This window comes from Jannaschia sp. M317, from assembly GCF_025141175.1.
Taxonomy (GTDB): Bacteria; Pseudomonadota; Alphaproteobacteria; order Rhodobacterales; family Rhodobacteraceae; genus Jannaschia.
This window is the reverse complement of sequence record NZ_CP081155.1, coordinates 1,235,266-1,261,466: the sequence shown is the minus strand read 5'-3', so window position 1 is coordinate 1,261,466 and position 26,201 is coordinate 1,235,266. Positions and strand designations below refer to the sequence as shown.

The 26,201-nt window shown below is 65.7% G+C and carries 24 protein-coding genes and 1 pseudogene; 11 read left to right on the top strand and 14 right to left on the bottom strand.

The window, feature by feature from the left end; genetic code table 11:
* Window positions 1-6: 6 nt before the first annotated feature.
* From otsB to K3551_RS06585, 4 genes are all read right to left on the bottom strand, one after another.
* The gene (gene otsB, locus K3551_RS06600) at window positions 7-786 is read right to left on the bottom strand and encodes a trehalose-phosphatase (RefSeq protein ID WP_259918680.1); all 780 of its coding nucleotides are present in this window, start codon (window positions 784-786) and stop codon (window positions 7-9) included.
* Between the two features lie 19 nt (window positions 787-805).
* A complete protein-coding gene (locus K3551_RS06595) occupies window positions 806-1,654 on the bottom strand; it encodes a UTP--glucose-1-phosphate uridylyltransferase (protein WP_259918679.1) in 849 nt (282 codons plus the stop codon).
* 150 nt (window positions 1,655-1,804) lie between these two features.
* A complete protein-coding gene (locus tag K3551_RS06590; protein ID WP_259919505.1) occupies window positions 1,805-3,190 on the bottom strand; it encodes a UdgX family uracil-DNA binding protein in 1,386 nt (461 codons plus the stop codon).
* A gap of 16 nt (window positions 3,191-3,206) precedes the next feature.
* Window positions 3,207-4,436 carry a putative DNA modification/repair radical SAM protein gene (locus K3551_RS06585; protein ID WP_259918678.1) on the bottom strand — a complete coding sequence of 410 codons (1,230 nt, stop codon included), beginning with the start codon at window positions 4,434-4,436 and terminating at the stop codon, window positions 3,207-3,209.
* Window positions 4,437-4,588: 152 nt separating this feature from the next.
* Between K3551_RS06585 and gndA the strand changes: the two genes are divergently transcribed.
* A complete protein-coding gene (gene gndA, locus K3551_RS06580) occupies window positions 4,589-5,983 on the top strand; it encodes an NADP-dependent phosphogluconate dehydrogenase (RefSeq protein ID WP_259918676.1) in 1,395 nt (464 codons plus the stop codon).
* Between the two features lie 52 nt (window positions 5,984-6,035).
* Here gndA and hemC read toward each other — a convergent pair whose 3' ends face one another.
* Window positions 6,036-6,974 (bottom strand): hydroxymethylbilane synthase, encoded by a 939-nt coding sequence (gene hemC, locus K3551_RS06575; RefSeq protein ID WP_259918674.1) that lies wholly within the window; start codon window positions 6,972-6,974, stop codon window positions 6,036-6,038.
* 125 nt (window positions 6,975-7,099) lie between these two features.
* Between hemC and hemE the strand changes: the two genes are divergently transcribed.
* The 3 genes from hemE to K3551_RS06560 all read left to right on the top strand — a co-directional run bounded on the left by hemE (window position 7,100) and on the right by K3551_RS06560 (window position 10,044).
* Complete coding sequence (gene hemE, locus K3551_RS06570) at window positions 7,100-8,128, top strand: uroporphyrinogen decarboxylase (protein WP_259918672.1); 1,029 nt, start codon at window positions 7,100-7,102, stop codon at window positions 8,126-8,128.
* 66 nt (window positions 8,129-8,194) lie between these two features.
* Window positions 8,195-9,367: an FAD-dependent oxidoreductase gene (locus K3551_RS06565; RefSeq protein ID WP_259918670.1), complete on the top strand. Its 1,173-nt coding sequence runs from the start codon at window positions 8,195-8,197 to the stop codon at window positions 9,365-9,367.
* Entirely contained in the window at window positions 9,364-10,044 is a 681-nt protein-coding gene (locus tag K3551_RS06560; RefSeq protein ID WP_259918668.1) for a hypothetical protein, read from the top strand. The genes K3551_RS06565 and K3551_RS06560 overlap by 4 nt, the downstream gene beginning before the upstream one ends.
* A 62-nt stretch (window positions 10,045-10,106) precedes the next feature.
* On the opposite strand, the gene hemF is transcribed toward K3551_RS06560, so the two are convergent.
* Complete coding sequence (gene hemF, locus K3551_RS06555; protein ID WP_259918667.1) at window positions 10,107-11,009, bottom strand: oxygen-dependent coproporphyrinogen oxidase; 903 nt, start codon at window positions 11,007-11,009, stop codon at window positions 10,107-10,109.
* A gap of 255 nt (window positions 11,010-11,264) precedes the next feature.
* Between hemF and K3551_RS06550 the strand changes: the two genes are divergently transcribed.
* Complete coding sequence (locus K3551_RS06550; RefSeq protein ID WP_409197408.1) at window positions 11,265-12,554, top strand: serine hydrolase; 1,290 nt, start codon at window positions 11,265-11,267, stop codon at window positions 12,552-12,554.
* A gap of 119 nt (window positions 12,555-12,673) precedes the next feature.
* On the opposite strand, the gene K3551_RS06545 is transcribed toward K3551_RS06550, so the two are convergent.
* The 5 genes from K3551_RS06545 to K3551_RS06525 form a co-directional block, all read right to left on the bottom strand.
* Window positions 12,674-14,281 carry an ABC transporter ATP-binding protein gene (locus K3551_RS06545; protein WP_259918666.1) on the bottom strand — a complete coding sequence of 536 codons (1,608 nt, stop codon included), beginning with the start codon at window positions 14,279-14,281 and terminating at the stop codon, window positions 12,674-12,676.
* Window positions 14,278-15,387: an ABC transporter permease gene (locus K3551_RS06540; protein WP_259919502.1), complete on the bottom strand. Its 1,110-nt coding sequence runs from the start codon at window positions 15,385-15,387 to the stop codon at window positions 14,278-14,280. The genes K3551_RS06545 and K3551_RS06540 overlap by 4 nt, the downstream gene beginning before the upstream one ends.
* 10 nt (window positions 15,388-15,397) lie before the next feature.
* On the bottom strand, window positions 15,398-16,477 hold the full coding sequence (locus K3551_RS06535) for a microcin C ABC transporter permease YejB (protein ID WP_259918664.1): 1,080 nt from the start codon (window positions 16,475-16,477) through the stop codon (window positions 15,398-15,400).
* On the bottom strand, window positions 16,477-18,324 hold the full coding sequence (locus tag K3551_RS06530; RefSeq protein WP_259918662.1) for an extracellular solute-binding protein: 1,848 nt from the start codon (window positions 18,322-18,324) through the stop codon (window positions 16,477-16,479). Before K3551_RS06530 ends, K3551_RS06535 begins: the two co-directional genes overlap by 1 nt.
* A 303-nt stretch (window positions 18,325-18,627) precedes the next feature.
* Window positions 18,628-19,152 (bottom strand): cytochrome c family protein, encoded by a 525-nt coding sequence (locus K3551_RS06525; protein WP_259918660.1) that lies wholly within the window; start codon window positions 19,150-19,152, stop codon window positions 18,628-18,630.
* Window positions 19,153-19,283: 131 nt separating this feature from the next.
* Between K3551_RS06525 and K3551_RS06520 the strand changes: the two genes are divergently transcribed.
* Complete coding sequence (locus K3551_RS06520) at window positions 19,284-20,132, top strand: prephenate dehydratase (RefSeq protein ID WP_259918658.1); 849 nt, start codon at window positions 19,284-19,286, stop codon at window positions 20,130-20,132.
* A complete protein-coding gene (locus K3551_RS06515) occupies window positions 20,129-20,608 on the top strand; it encodes a GNAT family N-acetyltransferase (RefSeq protein WP_259918657.1) in 480 nt (159 codons plus the stop codon). The genes K3551_RS06520 and K3551_RS06515 overlap by 4 nt, the downstream gene beginning before the upstream one ends.
* A gap of 48 nt (window positions 20,609-20,656) precedes the next feature.
* On the opposite strand, the gene K3551_RS06510 is transcribed toward K3551_RS06515, so the two are convergent.
* Window positions 20,657-21,562: a LysR substrate-binding domain-containing protein gene (locus K3551_RS06510; protein WP_259918656.1), complete on the bottom strand. Its 906-nt coding sequence runs from the start codon at window positions 21,560-21,562 to the stop codon at window positions 20,657-20,659.
* A gap of 107 nt (window positions 21,563-21,669) precedes the next feature.
* Here K3551_RS06510 and K3551_RS06505 point away from each other — a divergent pair, with 107 nt between their 5' ends.
* Window positions 21,670-21,855, top strand: a complete 186-nt coding sequence (locus tag K3551_RS06505; protein WP_259918655.1) for a hypothetical protein — start codon at window positions 21,670-21,672, stop codon at window positions 21,853-21,855.
* On the opposite strand, the gene K3551_RS06500 is transcribed toward K3551_RS06505, so the two are convergent.
* Together K3551_RS06500 and nudC are read right to left on the bottom strand one after the other, a co-directional pair.
* Window positions 21,856-22,308, bottom strand: coding sequence for an SRPBCC family protein (locus tag K3551_RS06500; protein WP_259918653.1), 453 nt, complete (start codon window positions 22,306-22,308; stop codon window positions 21,856-21,858). It abuts the gene before it with no gap.
* A gap of 36 nt (window positions 22,309-22,344) precedes the next feature.
* On the bottom strand, window positions 22,345-23,286 hold the full coding sequence (gene nudC, locus K3551_RS06495; RefSeq protein ID WP_259918652.1) for an NAD(+) diphosphatase: 942 nt from the start codon (window positions 23,284-23,286) through the stop codon (window positions 22,345-22,347).
* A 213-nt stretch (window positions 23,287-23,499) separates the two neighbouring features.
* Here nudC and K3551_RS06490 point away from each other — a divergent pair, with 213 nt between their 5' ends.
* The 3 genes and pseudogenes from K3551_RS06490 (at window position 23,500) to K3551_RS06480 (ending at window position 26,165) form a co-directional block, all read left to right on the top strand.
* Window positions 23,500-24,513, top strand: coding sequence for an ABC transporter substrate-binding protein (locus K3551_RS06490; RefSeq protein ID WP_259918650.1), 1,014 nt, complete (start codon window positions 23,500-23,502; stop codon window positions 24,511-24,513).
* Window positions 24,514-24,717: 204 nt separating this feature from the next.
* Window positions 24,718-25,404 (top strand): annotated as a pseudogene (locus tag K3551_RS06485) (ABC transporter ATP-binding protein); the annotation flags it as partial.
* Window positions 25,401-26,165 (top strand): ABC transporter permease, encoded by a 765-nt coding sequence (locus tag K3551_RS06480; RefSeq protein WP_259918648.1) that lies wholly within the window; start codon window positions 25,401-25,403, stop codon window positions 26,163-26,165. The pseudogene K3551_RS06485 and the gene K3551_RS06480, both read left to right, overlap by 4 nt.
* Window positions 26,166-26,201 lie beyond the last annotated feature (36 nt).

Sequence of the window (26,201 nt, the reverse complement as noted above, 5' to 3'; positions counted from 1 at the left end):
GAACCGTCAGGCAAGCCACTTCTCCAATAGTCGCAGAAGCATCTCCGGCGTTTCCAACCCGTACTCGGCAACGCTTTCCCGACCGCCGATCTTGATCGCCGTCCCACCCAGAGATTTCACAAGCTCCAGCGGGGGTTCATCCGTCAGGTCGTCCCCCGCGTAGATCGGCGTCTTGCCCTTGAAGGCCGCCGTCTCCAGCAGGTCGGACAGCGCGATATCCTTGCCCACGCTGTCGGGCTTGATCTCATAGGCGCAAAGCGCGGGCTGCAGACGGAAACCATCAGCCGCCTCGGCCAGGCTTTCCATGAAGTGCAGAGCAAGCGCCCCGTGTTCCTGTGCCTGACGGTAATGCAGCACGACGCCCGTGGGCTTCGTTTCGACCAGAAAACCGGATTGGAGACTGGCGTAGTCCTCGACCAGTTTCTGCAAGGTCGCGATCTTGCCCAGGTCGAAATCCTGGGTGTGTTCGGTCGTCCCCTCAATCCGCCGCTCGGCCCCATGGGCCCCGATCAGCGGCCCATCGAAATCGGGCAAAAACGCTTCGAGATCAGAGACGGAGCGACCGGAGACGAGCGCCACGCGCCCATCAAGACGATCCTGCGCCCGCTTCAGCATCGTCGTGATACGCTCGGGCACGGTGATGCCATCGGGGCGGTCCGCGATTTCTACCAAGGTTCCGTCGAAGTCGAGAAACAGAGCCGCATCTTCGTGCTTGGGGAGGGTGATGCGCCCCTGATCGGTGGGGCTATCCCCCTCCATGAAGCCAGTCATTTGATAGTAGAGCATCCTTTCCTCCCCAAAGTAATCATTTAGCAGCAACACTCAGATGTGCGCGCTTCCGCATTTTCTGAACGGCCAGGGTCGCTTCGACCAGACCGTCCTTCGACCCACAATCGTGACGCGTGCCCGAAAACCGGAAGGCATGAATGCCGCCCATGTCTGCAATGGCATCGGTCAACTGAATCTCGCCCCCGGCGCCGCGACCCGTGCCGCGCAGGATGTCGAACACCGATTGATCCAGGATGTAGCGCCCGACCGCAGCAAGACGAGAGGGGGCAACCGACGGATCAGGTTTTTCCACGAAACGGGCGCAGGGCAGCGCGTCGTCCCGGACGCTTTCGTCGCAATCAAAGATCCCGTAGCGAGAGACGTGCTGCGGCGCGACCTGCTGCGCGGCAACCAGGCTGTTCATCGTTTCGGGATCATAGGCGGCGGTCATCTCGGCCAGGCAAGGCGCGCCCAGAATCAGATCGTCGGGCAGGATCACCCCGACCGGGCCGTCGCCTGCGTAGTCCGCACCGCACAGGACCGCGTGCCCCAGGCCCAACTGCTCGTGTTGCATGACGATATGAAGGTCGACCCCTTCGGGCAGGTTGCTGGCCTCGACCGCGGCCAGAAGGTCGTGCTTGCCCTTTTCGGCCAGCGTCGCCTCCAACGCGGCGTCGTGGCGGAAATATTCAGCAATCGCGGGTTTGTCGGGGTGCGAAACGAGGACAATCCTCTTTGCACCTGCAGCAAGCGCCTCGTCGATGGCGAATTGCAACAGCGGTGTGTCGTAAACCGGGAGCAGCTCCTTGGGCATCACCTTGGTGGCTGGCAGCATCCGTGTTCCAAGACCGGCGACGGGAAAAATCACGGTGTTCAAGGTTCTCACGGGGCAAACTCCTTCTCGTGCGCCGGACAAATTTCCGACATTCTGACGATAAGAAGCGACAAACAGGCGACAAGTTCCACCATTCGGGACATTTTTCTGCGCAGCAGCAAAGACCCGCCTAGCCGAGGTCAATTTCGCCGCAGCGCAGCGTCATTCCGCCTGTTTTTTAAGCATATCCGGGATGGCAGCCAGATCCGACTCGAACTGGCGGCGCGCATCGGCACGGGCCGTCGCGTCGGGCATCCGCAGCAAGGCCGAGGGATGGATCGTGATCCAGACCGGCAAACCAAAAGGCGTCTCCTCCAGCGTGCCGCGCCGGGCCAAGACGCCTGTGCCGCGCCCCGTCAACGCCTCTGCCGCGGTGCCCCCCATCGCGACAAGCAGGCGCGGCCGGACCAGCGCGATCTCCTGCATAAGCCAGCTGCGGCAGGCGCGGATCTCGGCGGCATCGGGACGTTGATGCAGCCGTGTCTTGCCCCGCTGGATGTATTTGAAATGCTTGACCGCGTTGGTGACATAACAGGCGCTGCGATCCAGCCCGGCGCGCGCCGCGACCTGATCGAACAGCTGACCGGCGGGCCCGACGAACGGACGCCCGACCAGATCCTCCCGGTCGCCGGGTTGTTCGCCGACGATCATCACTGGCGCCTGCGGGCGGCCCTCGCCCATGACCGCCTGGGTCGCCCCGCAATGGATCGGACACGCAGTGCACGCCTGCAACCGCACAGCCAGCCCCGGCAAATCGTCGGCAATCGGCGCGATCTGGCGGGGCGCGGCGGTTCGAGGGGCGCGCATCGGGGCCGCCTGCATCGCCTCCACCCGCTTGCGGGCCTCGGCGACCAGACCCGGAATGGCCGCCGTTTCGGGCATGTTCTTCCAGTATTTCTTGGGCATCTCGGCGCGCATCGCGTTCAGCTTCAGCCGCGCAGGATTGAAGATGTTGGAATAATACGTCGTCCAGAGCTGCTCCAACGGGTCGCTTTCGTCCGGCCTGCCGGAGGCAACGGCCTGCATCTCCAGCGTCCCGCCCAGATGGCGCAGCGTCACCTCGGGCGTGACGATCACCCAATCCATATCGCCGAAACGGTTCACGAAGAAATCGGCCGTCGTCTCTTCGATGCGGTGGGACGGCTCGAACCAGGCGGCAAAGCGGCGGCGGCGGCCATCGCCCGGCACCTCCTTGAAGCGTAGGAACGCATGCATCTTGTGAATGTCGCGGCGGACGTCCTTGGCCACCCTTTCGGCCCGCGCCACCAACGGATCGGCGCGACGCGACATCAGCCCGCGCTCGGCCTGCAAACGATGGAGCAGCGCATGCGACACCGCAAAGCCTTCGCCCGTCCGTTCCGCCATCAAGGTCCGGCTCAGTGCGTCGAACCCCTTGGGCACCGACAATGCCGCCGAGGACACCGGCAAGGGCGCATCGAACATCGACGCCCCCCGATCCTGCCACCCCCAGTCGACCGCCTCGGGCGGGGTGGTGGCCAAGGCGCGCGCGGCCTCGCGCCAGGCGGCATGGGTCCCCAATCGCGGCAACCGAGGGGCGAACACGTCAGAACAGCTCCATCTGCTTGGGCTTGACGAACCGGGCGCGCAGGTCGGCCTGATCCAGACGGGCACCGGGATGATGGTCGCGGGTCACGACAAAGGGGCGCGCCGCCCTGACCCGCCCGCCCATGCGGCGAATATCCTCCAACCCCAGTGCACCGGATCGCCGGGCCTTCAGGATCCGCTGGACGATCCTGGTGCCAAAGCCGGGGATGCGCAGCAAATCCTCTTTCGGGGCGCGGTTCACATCCACCGGAAACCGATCCCGGTTCGCCAGCGCCCAGGCCAGTTTCGGGTCCACCTCCAGGTCCAGCATCCCGCCCGCATCCCGCGTCACGATTTCATCGAGCGAGAAGTCATAGAACCGCAGCAGCCAATCCGCCTGATACAGCCGGTGTTCCCGCATCAGGGGCGGATCGACCAGCGGCAGCACCGAGGAGCTGTCGGGAATGGGCGAAAACGCGGAATAATAGACCCGCTTCAACCCGTAGGAAGAATAGAGCCGGGTGGAATTGCCCAGGATCGTGGCATCGTCGGCGGCATCCGCCCCCACGATCATCTGCGTCGATTGCCCGGCGGGCGCGAAATTGCCCCGCCTGCGCCCGGTGTGGGTCCGGTCGGAATAATCCTCCTTGGTCAGGCGCACCTTGCCCATGGCCTGCCGGATGCCCGCCGGGTCCTTTTCGGGGGCATAGGCCTTGACGCTGGCATCTGTCGGCAGCTCGATATTGATCGACAGACGATCCGCCACCAGGCCCGCCCGTTCGATCAACTCGGGGCTGGCATCGGGGATGGTCTTCAGGTGGATGTAGCCGCGAAAGCCACCCTTGCGCAGGGTTTCCGCGATGCGGACCATCTCCTCCATGGTGTAGTCCGAGGATTTGATGATCCCCGACGACAGGAACAGCCCCTCGATGTAATTGCGACGGTAGAATTCCGTGGTCAGCCAGACCACCTCCTCTACCGTGAAACGCGCGCGGGGCACGTTGGAGGACACGCGGTTCACGCAGTAGGCGCAATCATAGACGCAGTAGTTCGTCATCAGGATCTTCAGCAGGCTGATGCAGCGCCCGTCAGGCGCATAAGCATGGCAAATTCCCGACCCGGTGGTGGACCCCAGCCCCTTGCCATCCCGCGACCCGCGCGTGGATGTGCCAGACGACGCGCAAGACGCATCGTATTTCGCCGCATCCGACAGCAAGGCCAGTTTGTCTTTGATCGTCATTTTTGCCATTCGTTCGGTATATGTTCCCCACTCGTTCCTTACAATCCCGACAGACAGCGCCCCGACGTCGCACCCAGACCGACTGTGCGCGGGCGCGGGGTAGGCTTCGCCTTTCGCGAGGGGCCGTCGCCCGATAGGACGAACAAAACGGAGGATTTGCGATGACGGACACAGGCGCACGGATCGGCTTGATCGGACTGGGCACGATGGGGGCGGCACTGGCGTCGAACATCGCGGAGAAAGGGTTCGACATCGCGGTTTTCAACCGCACGACGCAGGTGACCCGCGACTTTGCGGCTGCGGCCGGGGACCTGTCCGCGCGCATCACCGCAACCGAAAGCCTGGAGGCCTTCGTCGCCGCCATCGCCAAACCGCGCGCGATCATCCTGATGGTGCCCGCAGGCCAGCCGGTCGATGATCAGATCGACGCGCTGCGCCCCCTGCTGGATGACGACGACCTGATCGTGGACTGCGGCAACGCCCTGTTTTCCGACACCGACCGGCGGGTGCACGACGACCGCGGCCCCTTCCTTGGGGTCGGGGTGTCCGGCGGAGAAGAAGGCGCGCGCCACGGTCCGTCGATCATGGGGGGCGGGGATCCGGCCCATTGGGACCGCGTCGAAGAGGTTCTGCTTGCCATTTCGGCCAAGCACGACGGCGACCCCTGCGCCGCGCTGATGGGCCCCGGCGGTGCGGGGCATTTCGTCAAGATGGTGCACAACGGCATCGAATATGCCGACATGCAGATGATCGCAGAGGTCTACGGCCTGCTGCGCGACGGTGAGGGGCTGGCCCCCGATGCGATTGGCAAGGTGTTCGAACGCTGGAACGAGGGCACCCTCGCCTCCTACCTGATCGAGATCACGGGCATCGTGGCGCAGGCCCAAGACACCGCCACCGGCGCGCCTTTGTTGTCGGTCATCGTGGACGCCGCCGGGCAAAAGGGCACCGGCCGCTGGACCGCCATCGAAAGCCAGCACCGCCTGGCCCCTGTCCCCGCCATCGAGGCGGCTGTCGTCGCCCGCAACCTGTCCGCGCGGTTGGACGAGCGCGCCGAGGGAGAACGGATCTTTGGCGCGGCCCCGCAACCCGTGACGGTCAACCACGACCTGCTGGAACGGGCGCTGATCGCGGGCAAGATCCTGTGCTACGCTCAGGGCTTCGAGATGCTGTCCGCCGCGCAACGGGATTTCGGGTGGGACCTGCCCATGGCGCGAATCGCACAGATCTGGCGCGAGGGCTGCATCATCCGGTCCGCCATGCTGGACGACATGGCCCAGGCGCTGGCTGCGTCACCGGGCACGAACCTGATGTTTACCGACCATTTCGCCCAACTGATGCGCGACAGCCACGACGCACTGCGCCAGGTCGTGGCCCAGGCGGCGTTGCACGGGCACCCGACGCCCGCGCTGTCCTCCGGTCTGGCCTACTTCGATGCGATGCGCACGGCGCGCGGAACCGCGAACATGGTGCAGGCGCAACGGGACTATTTTGGCCTGCACGGCTTTGTTCACAGCAATGGCAAGACCGATCAGCACGGACCCTGGGCAGGATGACGGCGGACAGGTTTCGCTGAAACGCCGGGCCAGAGCCTTGCCCGAAAACGCGTCACCCGCGCCAGTCGAAGAACCCTTCCGGGGCACGGTCCAGCAATCGCTGGGCCACCGCCCGCCCCAGGTCGGCCCCCTCGGCGGCGGGGGCCTCGCCCGCCTCGGCCAGCACCTCCGAGCCGTCGGGCCGCAACACCTCGCCGCGCAATCGCAGATGATCGCCGTCCAGCTCCGCCAGACCCGCAATCGGTGTTTCGCAGGATCCGTCCAGCGTCAGCAGGAACGCGCGTTCCGCCGCCAGGCGCAGCCCGGTGTCCCGATCATGGATCAACGCCAGCATCTCGGCCACGCCGTCATCGTCTGCGCGCCGCTCGATCCCGATGGCACCCTGCGCCACGGCAGGCAGCATATCGGCGGTCTCTATGGCGGCGCGCGGCACCTCTGCCATGCCCAGACGGTTCAGACCGGCCATCGCCAGAAAGGTCGCATCGGCCACGCCGTCGGCCAGTTTCTTCATGCGCGTCTGTACGTTGCCGCGAAACTCCACCACGTTCAGATCGGGCCGCCGGTGCGCCAGTTGCGCACGACGGCGCAGCGACGAGGTGCCGACCACGGTGCCCGCTTCCAGGTCGGACAATTGCCGTCCGTCCAGGGTCACAAAGGCATCGCGCGGATCCTCGCGCGGCAGGTAGGTATCCAGCAGCAGGCCGTCGGGTTGCAACGTCGGCATGTCCTTCATCGAATGCACGGCGATGTCGATCCCGCCGTCCAGCAAGGCGTCTTCGATTTCCCGCGTGAACAGACCCTTGCCGCCGATCTCCTTCAGCGGTCGGTCCAGTACCCTGTCCCCCGTGGTCTTGATCACGACAATCTCGAACGCCGCTTCGGGGGCGTCGAGTGCGGCCATCAGGCGGGCGCGGGTTTCATAGGCTTGCGCCAGCGCCAGCGGAGAGCCGCGGGTACCAATCTTGAGAGGGGCGGTCGGGGTCGGGGTCATGAAACGTCCTGTCTGTCCAGCACGCCTGACTGTCAGGATAGGTTGACAGCTGCGCGGCGTTTGACACTGTGACACCAACTTGAGACATCCTGTCCAGACCCGAGACCCAAGGAAGCGCGAAGAAAATGAAGAAGCTGATGCGGTCGTTGGCCGGAGAGACCCTGCCCGTGCCCCCGATCTGGATGATGCGGCAAGCGGGCCGCTACCTGCCTGAATATCGTGCGACACGGGCCGAAGCCGGCGATTTCCTGTCGCTGTGCTACAATTCCGACCTGGCGACCGAGGTCACGCTACAGCCTATCCGGCGCTATGGGTTTGACGCGGCTATCCTTTTTGCCGACATCCTCTTGGTGCCACAGGCCCTGGGTGCTGATCTTTGGTTCGTCACCGGCGAGGGACCGCGCCTGTCGACGATCACCGATGCGGAGGGCATGGCCAAGCTGAAAGGCCCCGACGACATTCACGAACACCTGGCCCCGATCTATCAGACCGTGCGCAATCTGGCCTCTGCCCTGCCCTCCGAGACGGCGCTGATCGGCTTTGCGGGCGCGCCCTGGACGGTGGCGACCTACATGATTGCGGGCCGTGGCACACCGGATCAGGCCCCGGCCCATGCGCTCAAGGACGGCAATCGCCCCGTGTTCGAGGCGCTGCTGGACCGGATCACCGCCGCCACGATCGAGTATCTAGACATGCAGGTGCAGGCCGGGGCCGAGGTGGTCAAGATCTTCGACAGCTGGGCCGGATCCCTGAAAGGGGATGATTTTCAACGCTATGCGCTGGAACCGGCCAAGCAGATCATCGCCGAGCTGAAGCGTCGTCACCCAACCTTGCCGATCATCGCCTTCCCGCGCGAAGCGGGTCAGGGCTATGTCGGGTTTCACGCGGCGACCGGGGCCGACTGCGTTGCCGTCGACGATTCGGTCAGCGCGGAATGGGTCGCGGAACACCTGCAGCCCCACGGCTGTGTGCAGGGCAATCTGAAGTCCTCTCACATGGTCACGGGCGGTGCGGACCTGGTGTCCGAGGTGCGGCGCATTCGCGATGCGCTGTCCAAGGGGCCGCATATCTTCAACCTGGGCCACGGGATCACACCGGATGCGGATCCCGAAAATGTCGCCCTGATGATCGAAACCCTGCGCGAACACGCCTGACACAAAATGCCCCGTTTTGGGGCAATCCACCGGGGACCAATTCACGTTTTGGGGGAATCCGCTGCCATGACCCAGACCTTCGATTTCATCGTCGTCGGTGGCGGCATGATGGGCGGGCCCTGTGCCCGTCATCTGGCCGAGGCCGGGCATTCGGTCGCCCTGATCGCCGCCCCGGAACCGGCGGACTGGGGGACCTCGCAGGGGCCGTTCGGCAGCCATTTCGACGCCGCGCGGATCACGCGGCGGGTGGCGTCGGACCCGGATTGGTCGCTGGCGTCATGCCGATCCATCGCGCGGTATCGGGATCTGGAGGTCCGGTCCGGGCACCGCATCTTCCACCAGACCGGTGCCGTCATGGCCGGTCCCACGGACGGGCCAATGGCCGGGGCGACCGCGCGGTTTCTCGGCATCGCACGCGCCCTGCCCGACCCACCGGATGTGCTGGACGTCGACGCGGTTCGCACGGGCCTTGGCCTGACCCTGCCCGAGGGCACGCGTGCGACCCATGAGGCGACGCAGGGCGGCTGGATGGCCCCCCGCGCCATGCGCACCGCGCAGTGGCAACTGGCGCAAACGGCGGGGGCCGAACTGTTCGCGCAACCCGCCGTGTCGCGGGACGGCACTGATGTGACCCTGGCCTGCGGCACGCGGCTGTCGGGCGGGCATGTTGTCATCGCCACCGGGCCCCATGCGGCGTCGGACGGGTTGCTGCCCGCGGTGCCCAAACTGAAGGTCTGGGCGCGCACCATCGCCTTTGCCCGCTTGTCGGAGGCAGAGGGCGCGCGGCTGGCTGCCATGCCCTCGGTCATCTGGGTGCCCGAGGGCTGGGACCACGATCTCTATATGTTGCCACCGGTGCGCTATCCGGATGGGCGGCTGTATCTGAAGATCGGTGGCCAGGTCGATTCGCCCAGGATCCGCACCGCCGCAGAGATGGCGACCTGGTTCCACGGGCCCGGCGACGCCGAGGTCGGTGCGCGGTTGCTGGCAGAGATGCAGCGCATCCTGCCCGGCCTGACCGCAGAGGCCACGCACAGCGGCCCCTGCGCCGTGGTCTGGTCCGAAACCGGGTTTCCCTACATCGACACCGCCGGACCGGGGATCACCGTTCTGTGCGGTGGCAACGGCGCGGCGGCGAAATGCGGGGATGAACTGGGCCGCTTGGGGGCCTTGATGGCCACGGGCACCGAGTTCGCAGGCGAAGGCTACGCGCAGGATTTCGCGGCGGTCTGGGCGTGACAGACAGGCGCGCGGTTCTGGCGGCCGGGAACAATGCGGACCTCTATGAAGCGGTGTTCCGCGCGCAGGGGCTGCGGTTTGCCCGTTTGCCCGACGGCTTCGCCGCGCTCGACCCGCCGCCGCCGTTCTACGGTCATGGCGTCGTGACCCGGCCAGGTAGCGCGGCCGGGCTGCTGGCGCGGTTGGAGCGGACCTTCGGGGCACGCACGGCGATCAAGGACAGCTTCTGCGAGATCGACGAGGCTAGGCGAAGGGTGCTCTTTGAGGCGCGGTGGATCTGGCGCGCGGCGGAGGGGCCCGAGAGCGACTGGCGGCGGATCGACACACCGGCGTTGCTGGCCGCCTGGGAAGGTGCCTGGGGCGCGACCTCCCCCACGGAGCAGCGGATGTTTCCGGACACCTGCCTGACAGACCCGGGCCTGGCCTTCTTTGGGCGCATCGAGGCCGGGCGGGTGACGGCGGGCTGCATCGTCAATCGTTCGGCGGAGGTGGTGGGACTGTCGAATGTCTTCGGCGATGGGCCGGAGACCTTCGCGGAGGCCGCCGCATCGGCAGAAAACTTTGGCGCGGGCCGCCCGGTCGTGGGCTATGAGCGCGGCGCGGACCTAGAGGCGGCGCAGAAGGCCGGGTTCGAGACGATCGGCGCGCTGCGGGTTCTGGTGCCGGTGGCCGTGTAGGGCGGGGGTTCACCCCGCCGCCCCGGGTCGAGGTCGCACGGCGGGGTGCCCCCCGCCCTACATCACGGCCATTTCGCCTCGGGCGGCAGGGACATCAGCACCGCATCAGCGTTGTGCCCCGTCTCCAGCCCGAACTTGGTGCCCCGATCATAAACCAGGTTGTATTCGGCATAGAGACCCCGGTGCACCAGCTGCGCGTCCTTGTCGGCATCGGTCCAGGACTGCGCCCGGCGCTTTTCCACCAGGGGCTGATAGGCGGGCAGGAATTCGGCCCCGACATTGCGGGTAAAGGCGAAATCCGCATCCCAGTCGCCGGTGTTCAGATCGTCGTAGAAAATCCCGCCGACGCCCCGCGCCCGGCCCCTGTGGGGGACAAAGAAATACTCATCCGCCCAGGCCTTGAGCTTGGCATAGCGATCCTCGCCATCGAGGGGTCCGTGGGCGTCGCAGGCGGCCTGCATCCGGGCGTGGAAATGGGCGGTGTCCTCTGCGTATTCCAGACACGGGTTCAGGTCGGCCCCGCCGCCGAACCACCAGGCGTGGGGGGTCCAGAACATCCGGGTGTTCATATGCACGGCGGGGACGTGCGGGTTGCGCATATGCGCCACCAGACTGATCCCCGACGCCCAGAAACGGGGGTCGTCCTCCATCCCCGGCACGCCGCGCGCGGCCATCGCCTTTTGCGCGCGGGGGGCCAGCGTTCCGTGAACCTCGGACCAGTTGACGCCGACCTTTTCGAACACGCGACCACCGCGCATCACCGACATGATTCCGCCGCCCGCGTCGCTGCCGTCGCCGGGGTCGCGGCGGGTTTCGGACACGTCGAACCGGCCCGGTTCCAGATCGCCAAAGGGTCCGGGGGCGCCGGCATCCTCCAACGCCTCGAAGGCCTGGGTGATACGGTCGCGCAAGCTGCGGAACCAGGCGGCGGCTTCGGCCTTTCGGGATTCGGGATTTGCGAGCATGAGAACCTTCTTTTGCAACAATGCAGAGCAGTGGCGGAGTTCCCCCCTGACTGCCCAGATTTCGCCATCTTTCAACCCGACCATAGTAGGAGTGGTGCCCCGATTGCACCAGATATTGCGCCGTTTCCTAAGGAATTAGGTCTTTTTGAGGCAGCCGATTCGAGGATGGATTCGTGCCGTCAGAGCGGCTAGCCTGACCTTAATCATAACGCAGACCTGGCACAGATCGGGTCGCAGGCAGCAGAGCAGTCGCTGATGAAAACTGGAATGAACCGGGCCTTGAGGGCCCTGACGCCGTTCGTCGTGATCCTGATCCTCCTGGCATCCGCCACGATGACGGTGCGCGCCGCCCCCTATGCCGAGATGGTCATGGACGCGCGCACCGGCGAGGTGCTGCGGTCGCGCAATGCCGACACCCGGCTGCATCCCGCGTCGCTGACCAAGATGATGACCCTGTACATCGCCTTCGAAGCGGTGCGACGCGGCGAAATCACGTTGGATACGCAGGTCCGTATCAGCCGCAATGCCGCCAACGAGCCGCCCAGCAAACTGGGCCTGCGCGCGGGTCAGAAGATCGCGCTGCGCTATCTGATCCGTGCGGCAGCCGTGAAATCGGCCAACGACGCGGCCACGGCCATCGGTGAGGCGATCAGCGGCTCCGAGAGCGCCTTTGCCGAGCGGATGACCATGACCGCGCGCGCGCTTGGCATGACGTCCACCACCTTCCGCAACGCCCACGGGCTGACCCAGTCGGGACATATGAGCACGGCCCGCGACATGACCGTGATGGGGCGGCGGCTGTTCTACGATTACCCGCAGTATTACAACCTGTTCTCGCGCCGCACGACCGATGCGGGGGTGACCCGCGTGCGCAACACCAATCGCCGTCTACTGGATGCCTATCCAGGGGCCGACGGCATCAAGACCGGGTTCACCAATGCCGCCGGGTTCAACCTGGTCGCCAGCGCCGAGCGGGGCGGCGAGCGTGTGATCGCCACCGTGTTCGGCGGGCGATCCACCGCCACGCGGAACGCCCGGATCGCGGAGTTGCTGGACCTCGGCTTTCAACGGGCTCCCAGCCGCGTCGCGGAGCGTAAACCCGCACTGCCAACCTATGGCGGGGCCACCTTGCCCGGACCGACCGCACCGGCGGTCTCGATGCGGCCCGTGGCGCGTGGGGGATCGGGGCAGATCACGTTGATGGCCAATGCCTCCGGCCCGGCCGTCCTGCCCTCGCCCACCCCGGCCCCGCGCCCCGATGTGGCCCCGGCCCCGCGCGAGGTGGTCACCCGCGCGTCCACCAGCGGCGGGCGGAGCTATGCCATTTCACTGAGCAACCAGCCGTCGCGATCGGCCGCGGACAAGCTGTTGTTGCGCACCGCCCTGCAGGAACTGGACGCCCTGGACGATGCCTTGCGCCAGGTGGAACGCGTGCGCGGCGGCTATGAGCCCAGCTTCGTCGGCCTGTCGGAGCGGGAGGCGAACCGCGCCTGCACCCGCCTGCGGGCCCGCGACGTGGAATGCAGCGTCCTCACCGGTAGCTGAGCTACCACCGCCCCACTGCGACAAGGTCCGGCTGCGCCGGGCCTTTTTGCTTGTGGGGGGCTCTGCCCCCGTCCCTGCGGGACTCCCCCGGAGTATTTTCGCCGAGAAAAAGTCCCGGGTCAGGTGGCGATGGCCTCGGAGGTGCGCAGATCGAAGGCGGCGGCCATGAGGGCGCGGGTGTAGGGATCGGCGGGATCGTCGAAGACCTGGGCTGCCTCGCCCGCCTCGACCACATCGCCGCGTTTCATCACCATGACCTTGTGGGACAGGGCGCGCACCACCTTGAGGTCGTGAGAAATGAAGAGGTAGGCCAGCCCGTAGCGTCGTTGCAGATCGCGCAGAAGGTCGACGATCTGGACCTGCACGGTCTGGTCCAGGGCAGAGGTCGGCTCGTCCAGGACAACAAGACGGGGGCGCAGGATCATGGCACGGGCAATGGCGATGCGCTGTCGCTGGCCGCCGGAGAATTCATGCGGATAGCGGTCCATCGACGCCGGGTCGATGCCGGTTTCCGCCAGGATCTCGGCCACCTGTTCGCGGTGCGGGCGGCTGTCGCCGGTGTCGTGCAGGCGCAGACCCTCGGCCACGATTTCGGCCACGGTCATGCGCGGGCTGAGGCTGCCGTAGGGATCCTGGAACACGATCTGCGTGGCCTGACGCAGGGGGCGCATGTCGCGGGTCTTGAGCCCGTCGATGCGTCTGCCTTCAAGCGTGATCGGCCCATCGGAGGAAATCAGCCGCATGATCGCCAGCGCCAGCGTCGTCTTGCCGGAACCGGATTCCCCCACGATGCCCAGCGTTTCGCCCGCACGGACCGAAAGCGTGGCGTCGTTGACCGCCTTGACGTGGCCGCTGGTGCGTTTCAGCAGGCCCGTCTTGATCGGGAACCAGACGCGCAGGTGGTCGGTGGACACCACCTCTGTTGCGCCGGCGGGCACCGGATCGGGGCGGCCCGTCGGTTCAGCGGCCAGCAGTTTGCGGGTGTAGGGATGCTGTGGGTTATCGAAGATGTCGGCCACGGGACCGGTTTCCACGATTTCCCCGTGCTGCATGACGCAGACGCGGTCCGCAAAGCGACGCACGATGCCCAGGTCATGCGTGATGAAGAGCATGGACATGCCCTCTGCCCGCTGAAGCTCTGCCAGGAGTTCGAGAATCTGCGCCTGGATCGTCACGTCGAGCGCGGTCGTGGGTTCGTCCGCAATCAGCAGGTCCGGCCCGTTCGCCAGCGCCATGGCGATCATCACCCGCTGCCGTTGCCCCCCCGACAGCTCATGCGGGTAGGCGGACAATCGGCTTTCGGCGTCGACGATACCGACCTTGTCCAGCAGGTCCAGAATACGGCTGCGGGCTGCGCCACCGCTGAGCCCCTGATGGAGGAGGAGCGCCTCGCTCAGCTGTTTTTCGATGGTGTGGAGCGGATTGAGCGAAGTCATCGGCTCCTGGAAGATGAAGCTGATGTCGTTGCCGCGCACGCGGCGCAGCTCTGCCTCGGGGGCGCCGACCATCTCTGCGCCGTCGTAGGTGATCGAGCCGGTCACCTGCGCCGAATCGGGCAGGAGCGACACGGTCGACAGCGCGGTGATCGATTTGCCGGAGCCGGATTCGCCGACCAGGGCGACGGTCTCGCCCTTTTCGACCGAGAACGAGACGCCCTTGACGGCCTCGGTCACCTGGCCGTCCTGACGGAAGGCGATGCGCAGGTCTTTGACGGTCAGAAGGCTCATGCGAAGGTCTTTCGCGGGTCAAAGGCGTCGCGGATGCCCTCGAAGATGAAGACCAGCAGCGACAGCATCACCGCAAAGGTGACGAAGGCCGTAAAGGCCAGCCAGGGGGCCTGAAGGTTCTGCTTGGCCTGCAAGGTCATCTCGCCCAACGAGGGGGACGACGACGGCAGGCCGTAGCCCAGGAAATCAAGCGCGGCGAGCCCGCCGATCGCCCCGGTGACCAGAAACGGCAGGAAGGTCAGCGTCGCCACCATGGCGTTGGGCAGCAGGTGACGGAACATGATCGTGGCGCTGGATACGCCCAGCGCGCGCGCGGCGCGGACGTATTCGAAGTTGCGGGCCCGCAGGAATTCTGCGCGCACCACGCCCACCAGGCCGATCCAGCCGAAGAACACGGTCAGACCCACCAGCAGCCAGAAGTTCATCGGGATGATCGCCGCCACGATGATGATGATGTAAAGCGACGGGATCGCAGCCCAGATTTCCACCACGCGCTGCATGATCAGGTCGGTCCAGCCCCCGAAAAAGCCCTGCACGGCACCTGCCGCGATGCCGATGATGCTGGTGAAAAAGGTGGTGATCAGCGCAAAGGCCACGGACAGGCGGAAGCCGTAGATCACCCGCGCGGTCACGTCGCGCGCCGTGTCATCGGTGCCCAGCCAGTGCTGCGCATCCGGGGCGGACGGGGCCGCGCCGTCGATGTCGTTGACGGTGTTGTAGCTGTAGGGGATCAGCGGCCAGAGAACCCATCCCTTGTCCACCGCCTCCCCGTTCCAGGTGCCGCTGGCGTCGATTTCGGTCAGCATCTCTTCGGGAAAGTCGAAGCAATCCTCCAACCCGCCGGACACGATCAGGCATTCCACCTCCGGGTCGCGGTAGACAGCTTCGGTCTGGAAATCGCCACCAAAGGCCGTCTCCGGGTAGAAGGTCAGGAAAGGCGCGTGCACCTCTCCGCGGTAGCTGACCAACAGCGGCTTGTCGTTGGCCAGCACCTCGGCAAAGAGCGACAGGATGAAGAGCACGCCAAAGATCCACAGCGACCAATAGGCCCGCCCGTTCTTGCGGAAGTTGCGCAATCGGCGCTGGTTCAGGGGGGACAGGGTCAGCAGGGCCATGTCACGTCTCCCGGCTTTCGAAGTCGATGCGGGGGTCGATCCAGATATAGGTCAGATCGGTGATCAGACCCACGATCAAACCCAGCAGCGAGAACGCGAACAGCGTGCCGAACATCACCGGATAGTCGCGGTTCACCACGGCCTCGAACCCCAGCCGCCCCAGCCCGTCGAGCGAGAAGATCGTTTCAATGATAAGCGAGCCGCCGAAGAAAACCGACACAAAAAGCGCAGGAAACCCCGAGATCACGATCAGCATGGCGTTGCGGAAGACGTGGCCATAAAGGACCCGCCCCTCGGACAGGCCCTTGGCCTTGGCGGTCACCACGTATTGCTTGCGGATTTCATCCAGGAACGAGTTCTTGGTTAGCAACGTCAGACCCGCAAAGGCGGAAATCGTTGCGGCCAGGACCGGCAGGGTGATGTGCCAGAAATAGTCGACGATCTGCATCGGAATCGACAGGTCCTCGGACCCCGGCGACGTCAGGCCGCGCAGGGGGAACAGCTTCAGGTAGGACCCGCCCGCGAACAGCACCAAAAGCAGGATCGCGAACAGAAAGCCCGGAATGGCATAGGCCACGATGACGATGCCGCTGGTCCAGGTGTCGAAACTGGACCCGTCGCGCACCGCCTTACGGATGCCCAGCGGGATCGAGATCAGATAGGCCAGAAGCGTCGTCCAAAGGCCCAGCGTGATCGACACCGGCATCTTTTCCAGCACCAGGTCGACGACCGAGATGGATCGGAAATAGCTCTCGCCGAAGTCGAAGCGCACGTAGTCCCACATCATGTTGAGAAACCGTTCCAACGGCGGCTTGTCGAACCCGAACTGGCGCTCCAGCTCGTCGATGAACTCCTGCGGCAGGCCCTGCGCCCCGGTGTAGCCCGAATCGTTGCCGGTCGACTGGATCTCGGACGCGCCGCCCGAAAAGCTGTCGAAGGCGTCGCCGCCACCTTCCAACTGGGCCAGAACCTGTTCCACCGGGCCGCCGGGGACGAACTGGATCAGCGCAAAGTTGATGATCATGATCCCCAGAAGGGTGGGGATCATCAGCAGCAGACGCCGCAGGATGTAAGCTCCCATTAGAGGGCTCCGGAGGCTTTCAACGCGGCCTCGGCCTCGGCGTCGAGCCACCAGAAGTCGATCACGCCTGGGGCCAGCGGCGGCAATTCATCGGGGTGGCGGAACATGTTCCAGCTGGCGATCCAATGTTCCGAATTGCCCCATTGCGGGATCCAGAACCCCCAGGCGCGCAGCACCCGGTCCAGCGCCCGCAGACGGTCGCGGACGTCGTCCAGGTCCTTGCTGTCGATGGCGATGTCGATCAGGCGGTCCACCGCAGGATCGGCAAGCGCCATGAGGTTCCGCGACGAATTCTCGGCCGTCTCGGAGCCGAACCATTGCTTCAACCCGCCGCCCGGCTCAAAGCCCTGGCCCAGCGACTGATTGGTCAGGTCCCAGTCGCCCGACCGGCGCCGTTCGATGTATTGCGCACGGTCGATCCGTTCCAGGCGGGCGTTGACCCCGATGTCGCGCAGGTTTTCCACGTAGGGGTTCACGATGCGGTCGAAGGTCGGGCTGAACTGGATGATGATCAGATCCAGCGTCTGACCCTCTGCATTGCGCAACATGCCGTCGCTGCCGGTTTCCCAGCCGGCCTCGTTGAGCAGGCGCAGCGCGGCGCGGCGGGTGCGGCGGTCGGGTTGATTGCGGTCCGCGCCGTTGACCGGCGGCATCACCGCCTCGTCGGTCAGGATCGAGGCGTCAAGCAGACCTTCCTCGACCAGCGGTGCCAGCACGGCGCGCTCTCCTTCGGTTGGCACGCCCTCGGCCGCCAGGTCGGAGCCGCCCCAAAAGCTGGCGGGACGGGAATAGAGACCGTAGAACAACGTCTCGTTCGACCATTCGAAGTTGAACATCATGCGGATGGCATCGCGCACCTGCGGATCGTTCCACTTGTCCCGCTTGAGGTTGAAGATGAACCCCTGCGCGGTAGAGATATTCCCGTCCGGCAGCGTTTCGCGGATGATGTCGCCACGCTCCACCGGGGGCACGTCGTAGGAGGTGGCCCATTCCTTGGAGCTGTTCTCGACCCGCACGGTATATTCGCCCGCGAAAAAGCCCTGAATGGCGGCGGCGGCGTCGCCAAAATATTCGTACCGGATGGAATCGAAGTTGTGCCGCCCCTGGTTGAGCGGCAGATCCGCGCCCCACCAATTGGGATTGCGCACGTATGTCAGCGACCGGCCCATGTCGACCGGGCCCAACACATAGGGACCAGTCCCCAGGAACGGTGTCGTCGTGGATTCGTCCAGCCGCGCCCCGGTTTCCTCGAACCACGCCTTGGAGAAGGGATTCCAGATGCCCACCAGTCCCAGGCGGTCGTTGAACGGCGCCTCGTCGTTGAAATCGAAACGGACCTGATAGGGGCCGGTCACGTCCACTGCCGAGAAATAGCTTTCGACCACGGAGCGGAACTCCGGCAGGCCCTGTTCCAGAAACAGATCGACGGTGAACTTCACATCCTCTGCGGTCATCGGCGTGCCGTCGGCAAAGGTGATGTTCTCGCGCAGATTGACGATCACATAGGATCGGTCGGCGGGGTATTCGATCGTGGTGCAAAGGTAGCAATAGCTGCCGTACGGGTCGTCAGCGGCAGAGATGAAGATATCCTCGTACATCACCTGCGTGCCGGTCGCGACATTGCCGTTGCGGGTATACAGGTTGAAGCTGTCGAAATTGCCCAGCGCATCGAAACTGATCTCGCCCCCCTTGGGCGCATCGGTGTTCACGTAGGAAAACGGCTCATCCGGTCCGTATTTTAGCTCCCCGAAGTTGCTGTAGCCATGGCTGACGATCAGATCCTGGGCCAGGACGGGGGCGGCAAGCACCAGCCCGGCGGCGAAGGTCGAAGCAAAACGGTGGATCATACGGCACCTCCCTTTGGGGTTCCCATCACGTAACGAGCCGTGCGCCCCAGTTTCAAGGGCCTGCACGTCACCTGCGCGTGATTTAGGCCGCTGCAAGCGTCAGGAAAGCCGGAACCACGCAGCGGTCGCAGGTCGCGAACCGGTCCGCGGGCGTAAGACGTAGGGCGGGTTTTCAACCCGCCGCCCCACCAAGGCGGGTTGAAAACCCGCCCTACGCCGTATGATCGCAACCGGACGCGCGGCGCCGCAAACGAAAACGACCGCCCGGGGGCGGTCGCTTGTCACGTCAGATTGCCTCGGGTGTCAGCCGCCGATGGTGGCCAGATAGGCAATCAGGTTGGCGCGATCTTCGATGTCGCGCATGCCGCGATAGGCCATCTTGGTGCCGGGCGCGTACCCCTTGGGGTCGGCCAGGAACCCGGACAGGTTCTCGGGGGTCCAGTCGCCTTCCATCGTGGCCAGCGTGTCGGAGTAGCTGTAGCCCTCTGCCGCGCCCTTGTCGCGACCGACCACGCCATGAAGATAGGGGCCGGTGCCGTTGGCGCCTGCCTCCAGCTTGTGACAGGCGGAACACTGACGCCACAGGCCCTCGCCCGCATCAGCAGAGGCGTTGACGTAAACCTCTTCGAAGGGGACTTCCGGCTCGGCCTCGACTTCGGCTGCGGCGGCGCCTGCTTCGGCGACTTCGATCTCATAGCCCATGGCGTGATCGTCGCCGTGGCCACCGCCCACGTGATACAGACCTTCGGCCGCCCAGGCACCCAGCAAGAAGATCAGGAGCGCGCCGCACAGGGCACCGCCAGCCTTGGTGATCGTCATGGTATCCATATGATGCCTCTTTCCGTCCTGGGGCCCGTCTTGCGGGTCGTGTCTCGCGTCGCGGGTATGTATGGGGTTTCAACGGCTCGGCGCAAGAGATACCGACCGCGACGAAACGCATCATCTGACGGGGAGAGGATATGTCAGCCACCATCGCCTTCCAGGGGGAACTGGGCGCCTATTCCCATCAGGCCTGTCACGAGGCCCGCCCCGACCACGCCCCCCTGCCCTGTCCGACCTTCGAGGATGCGATCGACGCGGTGCGCGACGGACGCGCCGATCTGGCCATGCTGCCGGTCGAGAATTCCACCTATGGCCGGGTGGCCGACATCCATTCGCTCCTGCCGCATTCAGGCCTGCACATCATCGAAGAAGCCTTCGTGCGGGTGCATATCAACCTGTTGGCCCTGCCTGGCACGGCGCTGAGCGATGTGAAGGTGGCCCAGTCGCACACGGTTCTGCTGGGGCAGTGCCGCGACTACCTCAGCCGGAACGGCATCCGCCCGCGCGTCGGTGCGGACACGGCCGGATCCGCCAAGCAGATCGCCGAGGCGCGCAATCCGTCCGAGGCGGCCCTGGCCTCCGAGATGGCGGGCAAGATCTATGGCCTCGACGTTCTGGCGCGCCACATCGAGGATCACGACCGCAACACCACGCGGTTTCTGATCATGTCGCGCGAGCCGCACCGCCCGGTCACCGGGTCGGGCCCGATCAAGACCACCTTCGTGTTCCGCGTCCGCAACATTCCCGCCGCGCTTTACAAGGCGATGGGGGGATTCGCGACCAATGGCGTCAACATGACCAAGCTGGAAAGCTACATGGTCGACGGCAGCTTTTCGGCGACCCAGTTCTATGCCGACATCGAGGGGCACCCCGACGATGCCCCCGTCGCCCGCGCCCTGGAGGAGCTGGCCTATTTCACCTCCTCTCTGGACATTCTGGGCGTCTACCCCGCGGACCCGGAGCATTTCGACGGCGGGGCCGGGTGACAGACGGCCCGCGCCTTCGGCAGGCGGACCCGTCCGACGCAGCGGCCCTGGCGGCATTTCACGTCCGGATCTGGCGGCTGACCTATCGCGACCTGGCACCAGCCGCCGCCTATGACGCGTTGGACATCGCGCGCCGTCTGCCCGCCTGGGACGCGTTGCTTGCCAGCCCCGCGCCGGATCGCGGGGCGGTCCTGGCCCAGGGGCGGGACGGGATCGCGGGTGTCGTCGCCTTCGGGCCCGCCTCGCAGGCTGACCTCGGGGCCACGGCAGAGATCAAGCACCTGTATGTCGACCCGAACGCGCGCGGCGCGGGCCTTGGGCGGCGACTGCTGGATCTGGCGCTGGACCGGCTGGCGCGGGCGGGACACGCCCGTGCGGCCCTGGCGGTGGTGACGGCGAACAACCGCGCGCGCGCCTTTTATGCGCGCAGCGGCGGGGTCGAGACGGAGCGCTTTACCGATGCCGGTCCGCTTTGACGGTCGGAAAATGTGGCCGTCGGCTGGCCCCTCGCGAATCGCCTGCTGTCAGACTGAGCCGACGGGACCCTCGGGCAGCACGCCCACAACCCAGCGCCGAAAAGCCGCGACCGACGGGCTGTTCCACCGGTCGCGCGGACCGATCAGACCGAAGGGCCCCTCCGGCGGGTCCAGCGTCATCGTGGGAAACGGCAGCACCAGATCGCCGCGCGACAGCTCCTCGACGGCCAGCGCCAGATCGGCCATGACCACGCCCCCGCCCATCACGGCGGCCCGCAACGCCATGTCGAGATTGGGAAAAACCGTGCCGTCCTCTGCCGAGGCACCCCCCGCACCGAACACCGTCAGCCACTGTCGCCAGTCCGCCCGCGACGCCGCCTCGTGCAGCAGGGGCAGGCCCGCCAGATCGGCGGGGTGCCGCAATGGATGGGCCGCCAGAAAGTCCGGCGCACAGGCCGGCGTCACCCGCATCGGAAACAGAACCTGGCTGCGCAGACTGTCGGGCCGGGTGCGCGCGTGCAGGGTCGTGATGCCAAGGTCGAAAGCCCCCGTATCGAACCCCGCCTCACCATAGAAATCAGTCGTCAGCTGCAGACGGATCTCCGGGTGCGCCGCGCGGAATCCGTCGAGCCGGGGGAACAGCCAGCGGATCGACAAGGCGGGCGGGCAGATGATGCGCAGCGCGCCGCCGTGCCCCGACACCTGCGCCACCTCATCGGTGATGGCGCGAAACGCCTCGGTCAGCACGGGCCTCAGCCGTTGACCCGCCGGGGTCAGGGCCACGCCGTTGTGGCTGCGGATGAACAGCGCGGTGCCCAGGTCATCCTCCAGCAGTTTGACGTGGCGGCTGACCGCACCCCGCGAAACCCCCAGCTCATCGGCAGCAGCCAGAAACCCGCCGTGGCGGGCGGCCGCCTCAAAGGCGCGCAGGGCGTTGAGCGGGGGCAGGCGCATGGCACAAGGTTGGCACAGGTTTCCTGACGCAGGCCAGCGTTTTCCTGCTTTGTGCGCCGGGGTCCGGCACCCCTATCCTGCAATCAGGATGACCACGTGAGGCGCAGATGATCACCTTGGACCGCAGAACAGACGTTACCACGCCGGCCCGCTCCATGCTCCGCGACTGGATCAGCTTTTTATACGCACTCCAGGCGCGGCATCGGCTGGAAAACCTGCGCCACCAAGGCGTTGAGCGGCTGCGGGATACGGCCCCGCACCTCTTGCGCGACATCGGCGTGGACGACGATTGATCAGGCGGATTTCTCGATCCGGCGGGCAAAGCTTTCGATGCGGTTGCCATAGCGTTCCGCCATCTTGCCTTGGGCCAGCGACGCGGTCTTGAGCATCAGTTTCGCGGTCATCGTTCTGGCCTTGGCCTCGCTCGTCACGGTCAGGCGGGTGCGGTTGGGGCCCAGCGATTCCAGTGTCGCGTCCAGCACGACCGACAGCCCATCGCTGCCGCCGGAGGCACAGACACGCGTCGGCACCGTCATCTCGTCGAGCGTGATTTCTACGTCCCGTTGCTTGCCCAGAACCGTGCCGGTCGCCGTCCATCTGGTGCCCGGCGTGGCAGGTCCGTCCGGGCTCCGCCGGATCTCGCGGGCGCGTCCCTTCAACGCCCCTTCGAAGCCGTCGAAGTTGCTGACCCGCGCCCAGACGGTTTCGATCGGGGCGGCGATGTCTTCGGTGGCGGTGAATTTCATGGGGACTCCGGCGGTCATGTTTTGACTAGGTCTAGCCTAGTCCAGCCGATCTGCCAGCCAGTTTTCCAGGAGAAACCGCGCGATCGACCCCTTGCGCGCGGGGGTGATGCGCGGATGGGTGCCTGCAAAGACCTCCAGAACCTCGGATCGGTCGAGCCAGATCGCTTCGGCGATTTCCTCCGGGTCGATCTCGATCTCCTCCGTGACCGCCTCGCCGTGGGCACCCAGCATCAGGGAACCGGGAAACGGCCAGGGCTGCGACGCCAGATAGCGCACCGGCCCGACCCGCACGCCGGTTTCTTCCCAGACTTCACGGCGCACGGCGGATTCCATCGTCTCGCCCGGTTCCATGAAGCCGGCGAGACAGGAAAAGAACCCCTCGGGCCAGGCGGGCGAGCGGCCCAGCAACGTGCGGTCACCATGGGTGATCAACATGATCACCACCGGGTCCGTGCGCGGGAAATGCATCCGCCCGCAGCCCGCGCAGCCGCGCATCCAGCCCGCCTTGCCGACCTGGGTTTCGGTCCCGCAATTGGCGCAGAACCCGTGGGTGCGGTGCCATTCCAACACGCCCTTGGCGGTGGCCGCGATTTCCGCGTCCAGGGGCGACAACCGGGGCATCACGGCGCGCAACTCGGCAAAGGCAGTGCCCTCGGGCAGGTCCGGGTGGGTCTGTTCCGACGGGTCCACGAACTGACCCATGGTGTCGTCGATGCCCTCCGTCTCCAGGCTGGAAACATCGCGGGCCATCAGGGCCGCGCCCTCCAGCTTGCCGATCAGAACGGGTGTGCCGTGGCCATCGAACGCGGGGCCGTCCAGCGTCGCCAGCCCGTCACGGGCCGCATTCATCAGCAGCTTGCCACGCCAGACCGGCAAGGTCCGCACCGGCAGCTCGGCCAGCAATTCGGGGTGACGGCGCAGATCCTCTGCCCGGTTCAGCCCGCCACCGCCAAAGGTAACGGTTTCGGCAATCTTCATGGCGGGTCTCCTGTCGCTGCGCCGTGCGGGTCTGGGGCAAAGGCGCAGCCGTGTCCACAGACCAGACCGTCTGCCACTTTTTTGGGCAGGCTGCTCAAGAATCAGTTGATCGCCCTGCCCGCGCCCGTCAGCCTGCCCCGAGACAGCCGAACCGTCTGGTCCTTTCACGGGGCCTGCTGGCAAATCAGGCGTCCGAAAAGATGGGGAGTAATCATGTTCAACCGTTTCACCGGCGTCGCCGCCGCGCTTATGCTGGCCGCGCCGGCCTTTGCCGATGGCCACGCCACCGCCGTGCCTTTCGCGCTCGACTGGAAATTCGAGGGGCCGTCCGCTGCCTATTTCGCCGCCATCGACAACGGCCACTTCGAGGCCGAGGGCCTCTCGGTCGAGGTCAGCGCGGGTCAGGGCTCGCTCGACGCCATTCCAAAGGTCGCGACCGGGGCCTTTCCGCTGGGCTTTGCCGATATCAACAGCCTGGTCAAATTCCTCGACCAGAACCCTGGCGCGCCCGTGACCGCCGTGATGATGGTCTATGACAAGCCGCCCTTTGCCATCGTCGGTCGCAAGAGCCAGGGCATCAACGGCGTGGCCGATCTGGAGGGGTCCACCCTGGGCGCGCCGCCGCCCGACGGCGCCTGGGCGCAGTTCCCGATCTTCGCCGCCGAGAACAACATCGACGTGTCCAAGATCACGGTCGAGCCCGTCGGCTTCCCCACGCGCGAGCCGATGCTGGCCGAAGGCAACGTCGATTCGGTCACCGGTTTCAGCTTTTCATCCTATCTGAACCTCGTCCGCCTGGGCGTGCCAGAGGATGATCTGACCACGATCCTGATGGCCGACCACGGTGTCGACCTTTACGGCAACGCGATCATCGTCAACACCGACTTCGCCGCCGAAAACCCGGCGCTGGTGACCGGCTTCCTCAAGGCCGTGGCCGCCGGATGGAAGGACGTCATCGCCGATCCCGCCGCGGGCGCGCAGATGGTCATCGACCGCAACCCCGCCGGCGACGTCGCCCTCGAAGAGCGGCGCCTGCAACTGGCGATCGATGCCAACGTGCTGACCGACTACGTGATTGAGAACGGCATGGGCGGTGTCGACGCGGACCGCATGGCCTCGGCGCTGGAACAGACCAAACTGGTTTATGAATTCCAGAACGACCCGGACATGTCCGTCATCTTCGACGGCAGCTACCTGCCCGACGCGGCAGACCGGATGCTGAAATAAGACCCGGTTGCACGTCGGACCCGGGTCACCCCTTGGTCCGACGTGCATCCCCCCTTCGATTTCAGGCCGTATCCCGGCCCCCTTGCCGCCTGCCGAAAGTCCGCCATGTCGCTGCCCATCGCCCTTGAACACGTCACCCACGCCTATCGAACGGCGGCCGGTCCGCTGCCGGTTCTGGATGACCTCAGCATCGACATGCCCGAAGGCAGCTTTACCGCCGTCGTTGGCCCCTCGGGGTGTGGCAAGTCCACGCTGACGCGCCTGATCGCAGGCCTGATGAAGCCCGACCAGGGCATCGTCCGCCTGGGCGGAGAACCGGTCACAGGCCCGCGCAAGACCGTCGGCATGGCGTTTCAGAACCCGGTTCTGCTGGAATGGCGCACGATCCTGCAAAACGTGATGCTGCCGCTGGAAATCGTATCCACCGGCATGTCCAAGACCCAACAGCAGGACCGCGCCCGCGAATTGCTGGCGCTGGTCGGGCTGGAGGGTTTCGAAGACAAGCGCCCGTCCGAGCTGTCCGGCGGCATGCGCCAACGCGCCTCGCTGTGCCGGTCCATCGTGCACCGGCCCGAGGTTCTGATCCTCGACGAACCCTTTGGCGCGCTTGACGCCTTTACCCGCGAAGACCTGTGGCAAACGATGCACGACCTGCGCCGGATCGAACGGTTCACCACCGTCCTGATCACCCACGATCTGCGCGAAAGCGTGTTTCTGTCGGACCGCACCGTCGTCTTTTCCGCCCGCCCCGCCCGCGCGCAGCGCGTCGTGGAAATCGACCTGGAGGGGCACCGGACCCTCGACGATCTTTACACACCGAAAGCGGTCGAATTGCTGGCCACGCTGCGCCGTGAAATCCAGATCGCCCAAGGCCGTGAGGTGGAGGCATGAACATGTTGCGCAAGATCGCCGTCCCCGTCGGGGCCTGTATCGTTTTCCTCATCGCGTGGGAGTTTCTGGTCTGGGTCAACGGCTGGCCAAACTACAAGATGGCCTCGCCCTCGGATCTTTGGCCCGCGTTCTGGAAGTTCCGGGAATTGTTCGCCATTTACGCTTGGCAAACGCTGTGGCGCACGGTCGTGGGGCTGCTGGTGGCGGTCGTCTTCGGGATCGGTCTGGGCATGGTCATGGGCTTCTCGCGCACCGCGCGCGAGGCGCTCTATCCCCTTCTTGTCGGCTTCAATGCCGTGCCCAAGGCGACCGTGGTGCCGGTCATCGCGCTGCTGTTCGTAGGCCAGCACGATTTCAACACGATCCTGATCGCCTTCATGATCAGCTTCTTTCCCATCGCCGTCTCCGTCTCCATCGGGCTCAGCACGCTGGAGCCGGAGTACCGCGATATCCTGCGGTCGTTGGGGGCATCCAATATGACGATCTTCTGGAAGATCGCCCTGCCCAAGACCCTGCCCGAATTCTTTGGCGCGCTGAAGGTATCGGTCACCCTGGCCTTCATCGGCACCAACCTGATGGAGATCGTGGAACCTCATGGCCGGGGCCTCGGCCACCTGTTCGATTCCGGCAAGATCAACGCGGATTACCCGCTGATGTTTGCCGTGCTGATCGCGCTGGCAGTTCTGGGCATTGCGTTGTTCTACGTCGTCGTCTTGCTGGAAAAGATCTTTGCAGGCTGGGCCGAACGCAACCCCGGGTGACCCCGCCCGCGGTGTGTCACATACCTACCGGGGGCC

Coding starts and splice junctions, on each gene's coding strand:
- otsB (WP_259918680.1), bottom strand. CDS start 786: ATGCTCTACTATCAAATGACTGGCTTCATGGAGGGGGATAGCCCCACC.
- K3551_RS06585 (WP_259918678.1), bottom strand. CDS start 4,436: ATGGCAAAAATGACGATCAAAGACAAACTGGCCTTGCTGTCGGATGCG.
- gndA (WP_259918676.1), top strand. CDS start 4,589: ATGACGGACACAGGCGCACGGATCGGCTTGATCGGACTGGGCACGATG.
- hemC (WP_259918674.1), bottom strand. CDS start 6,974: ATGACCCCGACCCCGACCGCCCCTCTCAAGATTGGTACCCGCGGCTCT.
- hemE (WP_259918672.1), top strand. CDS start 7,100: ATGAAGAAGCTGATGCGGTCGTTGGCCGGAGAGACCCTGCCCGTGCCC.
- K3551_RS06565 (WP_259918670.1), top strand. CDS start 8,195: ATGACCCAGACCTTCGATTTCATCGTCGTCGGTGGCGGCATGATGGGC.
- hemF (WP_259918667.1), bottom strand. CDS start 11,009: ATGCTCGCAAATCCCGAATCCCGAAAGGCCGAAGCCGCCGCCTGGTTC.
- K3551_RS06550 (WP_409197408.1), top strand. CDS start 11,265: ATGAAAACTGGAATGAACCGGGCCTTGAGGGCCCTGACGCCGTTCGTC.
- K3551_RS06545 (WP_259918666.1), bottom strand. CDS start 14,281: ATGAGCCTTCTGACCGTCAAAGACCTGCGCATCGCCTTCCGTCAGGAC.
- K3551_RS06535 (WP_259918664.1), bottom strand. CDS start 16,477: ATGGGAGCTTACATCCTGCGGCGTCTGCTGCTGATGATCCCCACCCTT.
- K3551_RS06530 (WP_259918662.1), bottom strand. CDS start 18,324: ATGATCCACCGTTTTGCTTCGACCTTCGCCGCCGGGCTGGTGCTTGCC.
- K3551_RS06525 (WP_259918660.1), bottom strand. CDS start 19,152: ATGGATACCATGACGATCACCAAGGCTGGCGGTGCCCTGTGCGGCGCG.
- K3551_RS06520 (WP_259918658.1), top strand. CDS start 19,284: ATGTCAGCCACCATCGCCTTCCAGGGGGAACTGGGCGCCTATTCCCAT.
- K3551_RS06510 (WP_259918656.1), bottom strand. CDS start 21,562: ATGCGCCTGCCCCCGCTCAACGCCCTGCGCGCCTTTGAGGCGGCCGCC.
- K3551_RS06505 (WP_259918655.1), top strand. CDS start 21,670: ATGATCACCTTGGACCGCAGAACAGACGTTACCACGCCGGCCCGCTCC.
- K3551_RS06500 (WP_259918653.1), bottom strand. CDS start 22,308: ATGAAATTCACCGCCACCGAAGACATCGCCGCCCCGATCGAAACCGTC.
- nudC (WP_259918652.1), bottom strand. CDS start 23,286: ATGAAGATTGCCGAAACCGTTACCTTTGGCGGTGGCGGGCTGAACCGG.
- K3551_RS06490 (WP_259918650.1), top strand. CDS start 23,500: ATGTTCAACCGTTTCACCGGCGTCGCCGCCGCGCTTATGCTGGCCGCG.
- K3551_RS06480 (WP_259918648.1), top strand. CDS start 25,401: ATGAACATGTTGCGCAAGATCGCCGTCCCCGTCGGGGCCTGTATCGTT.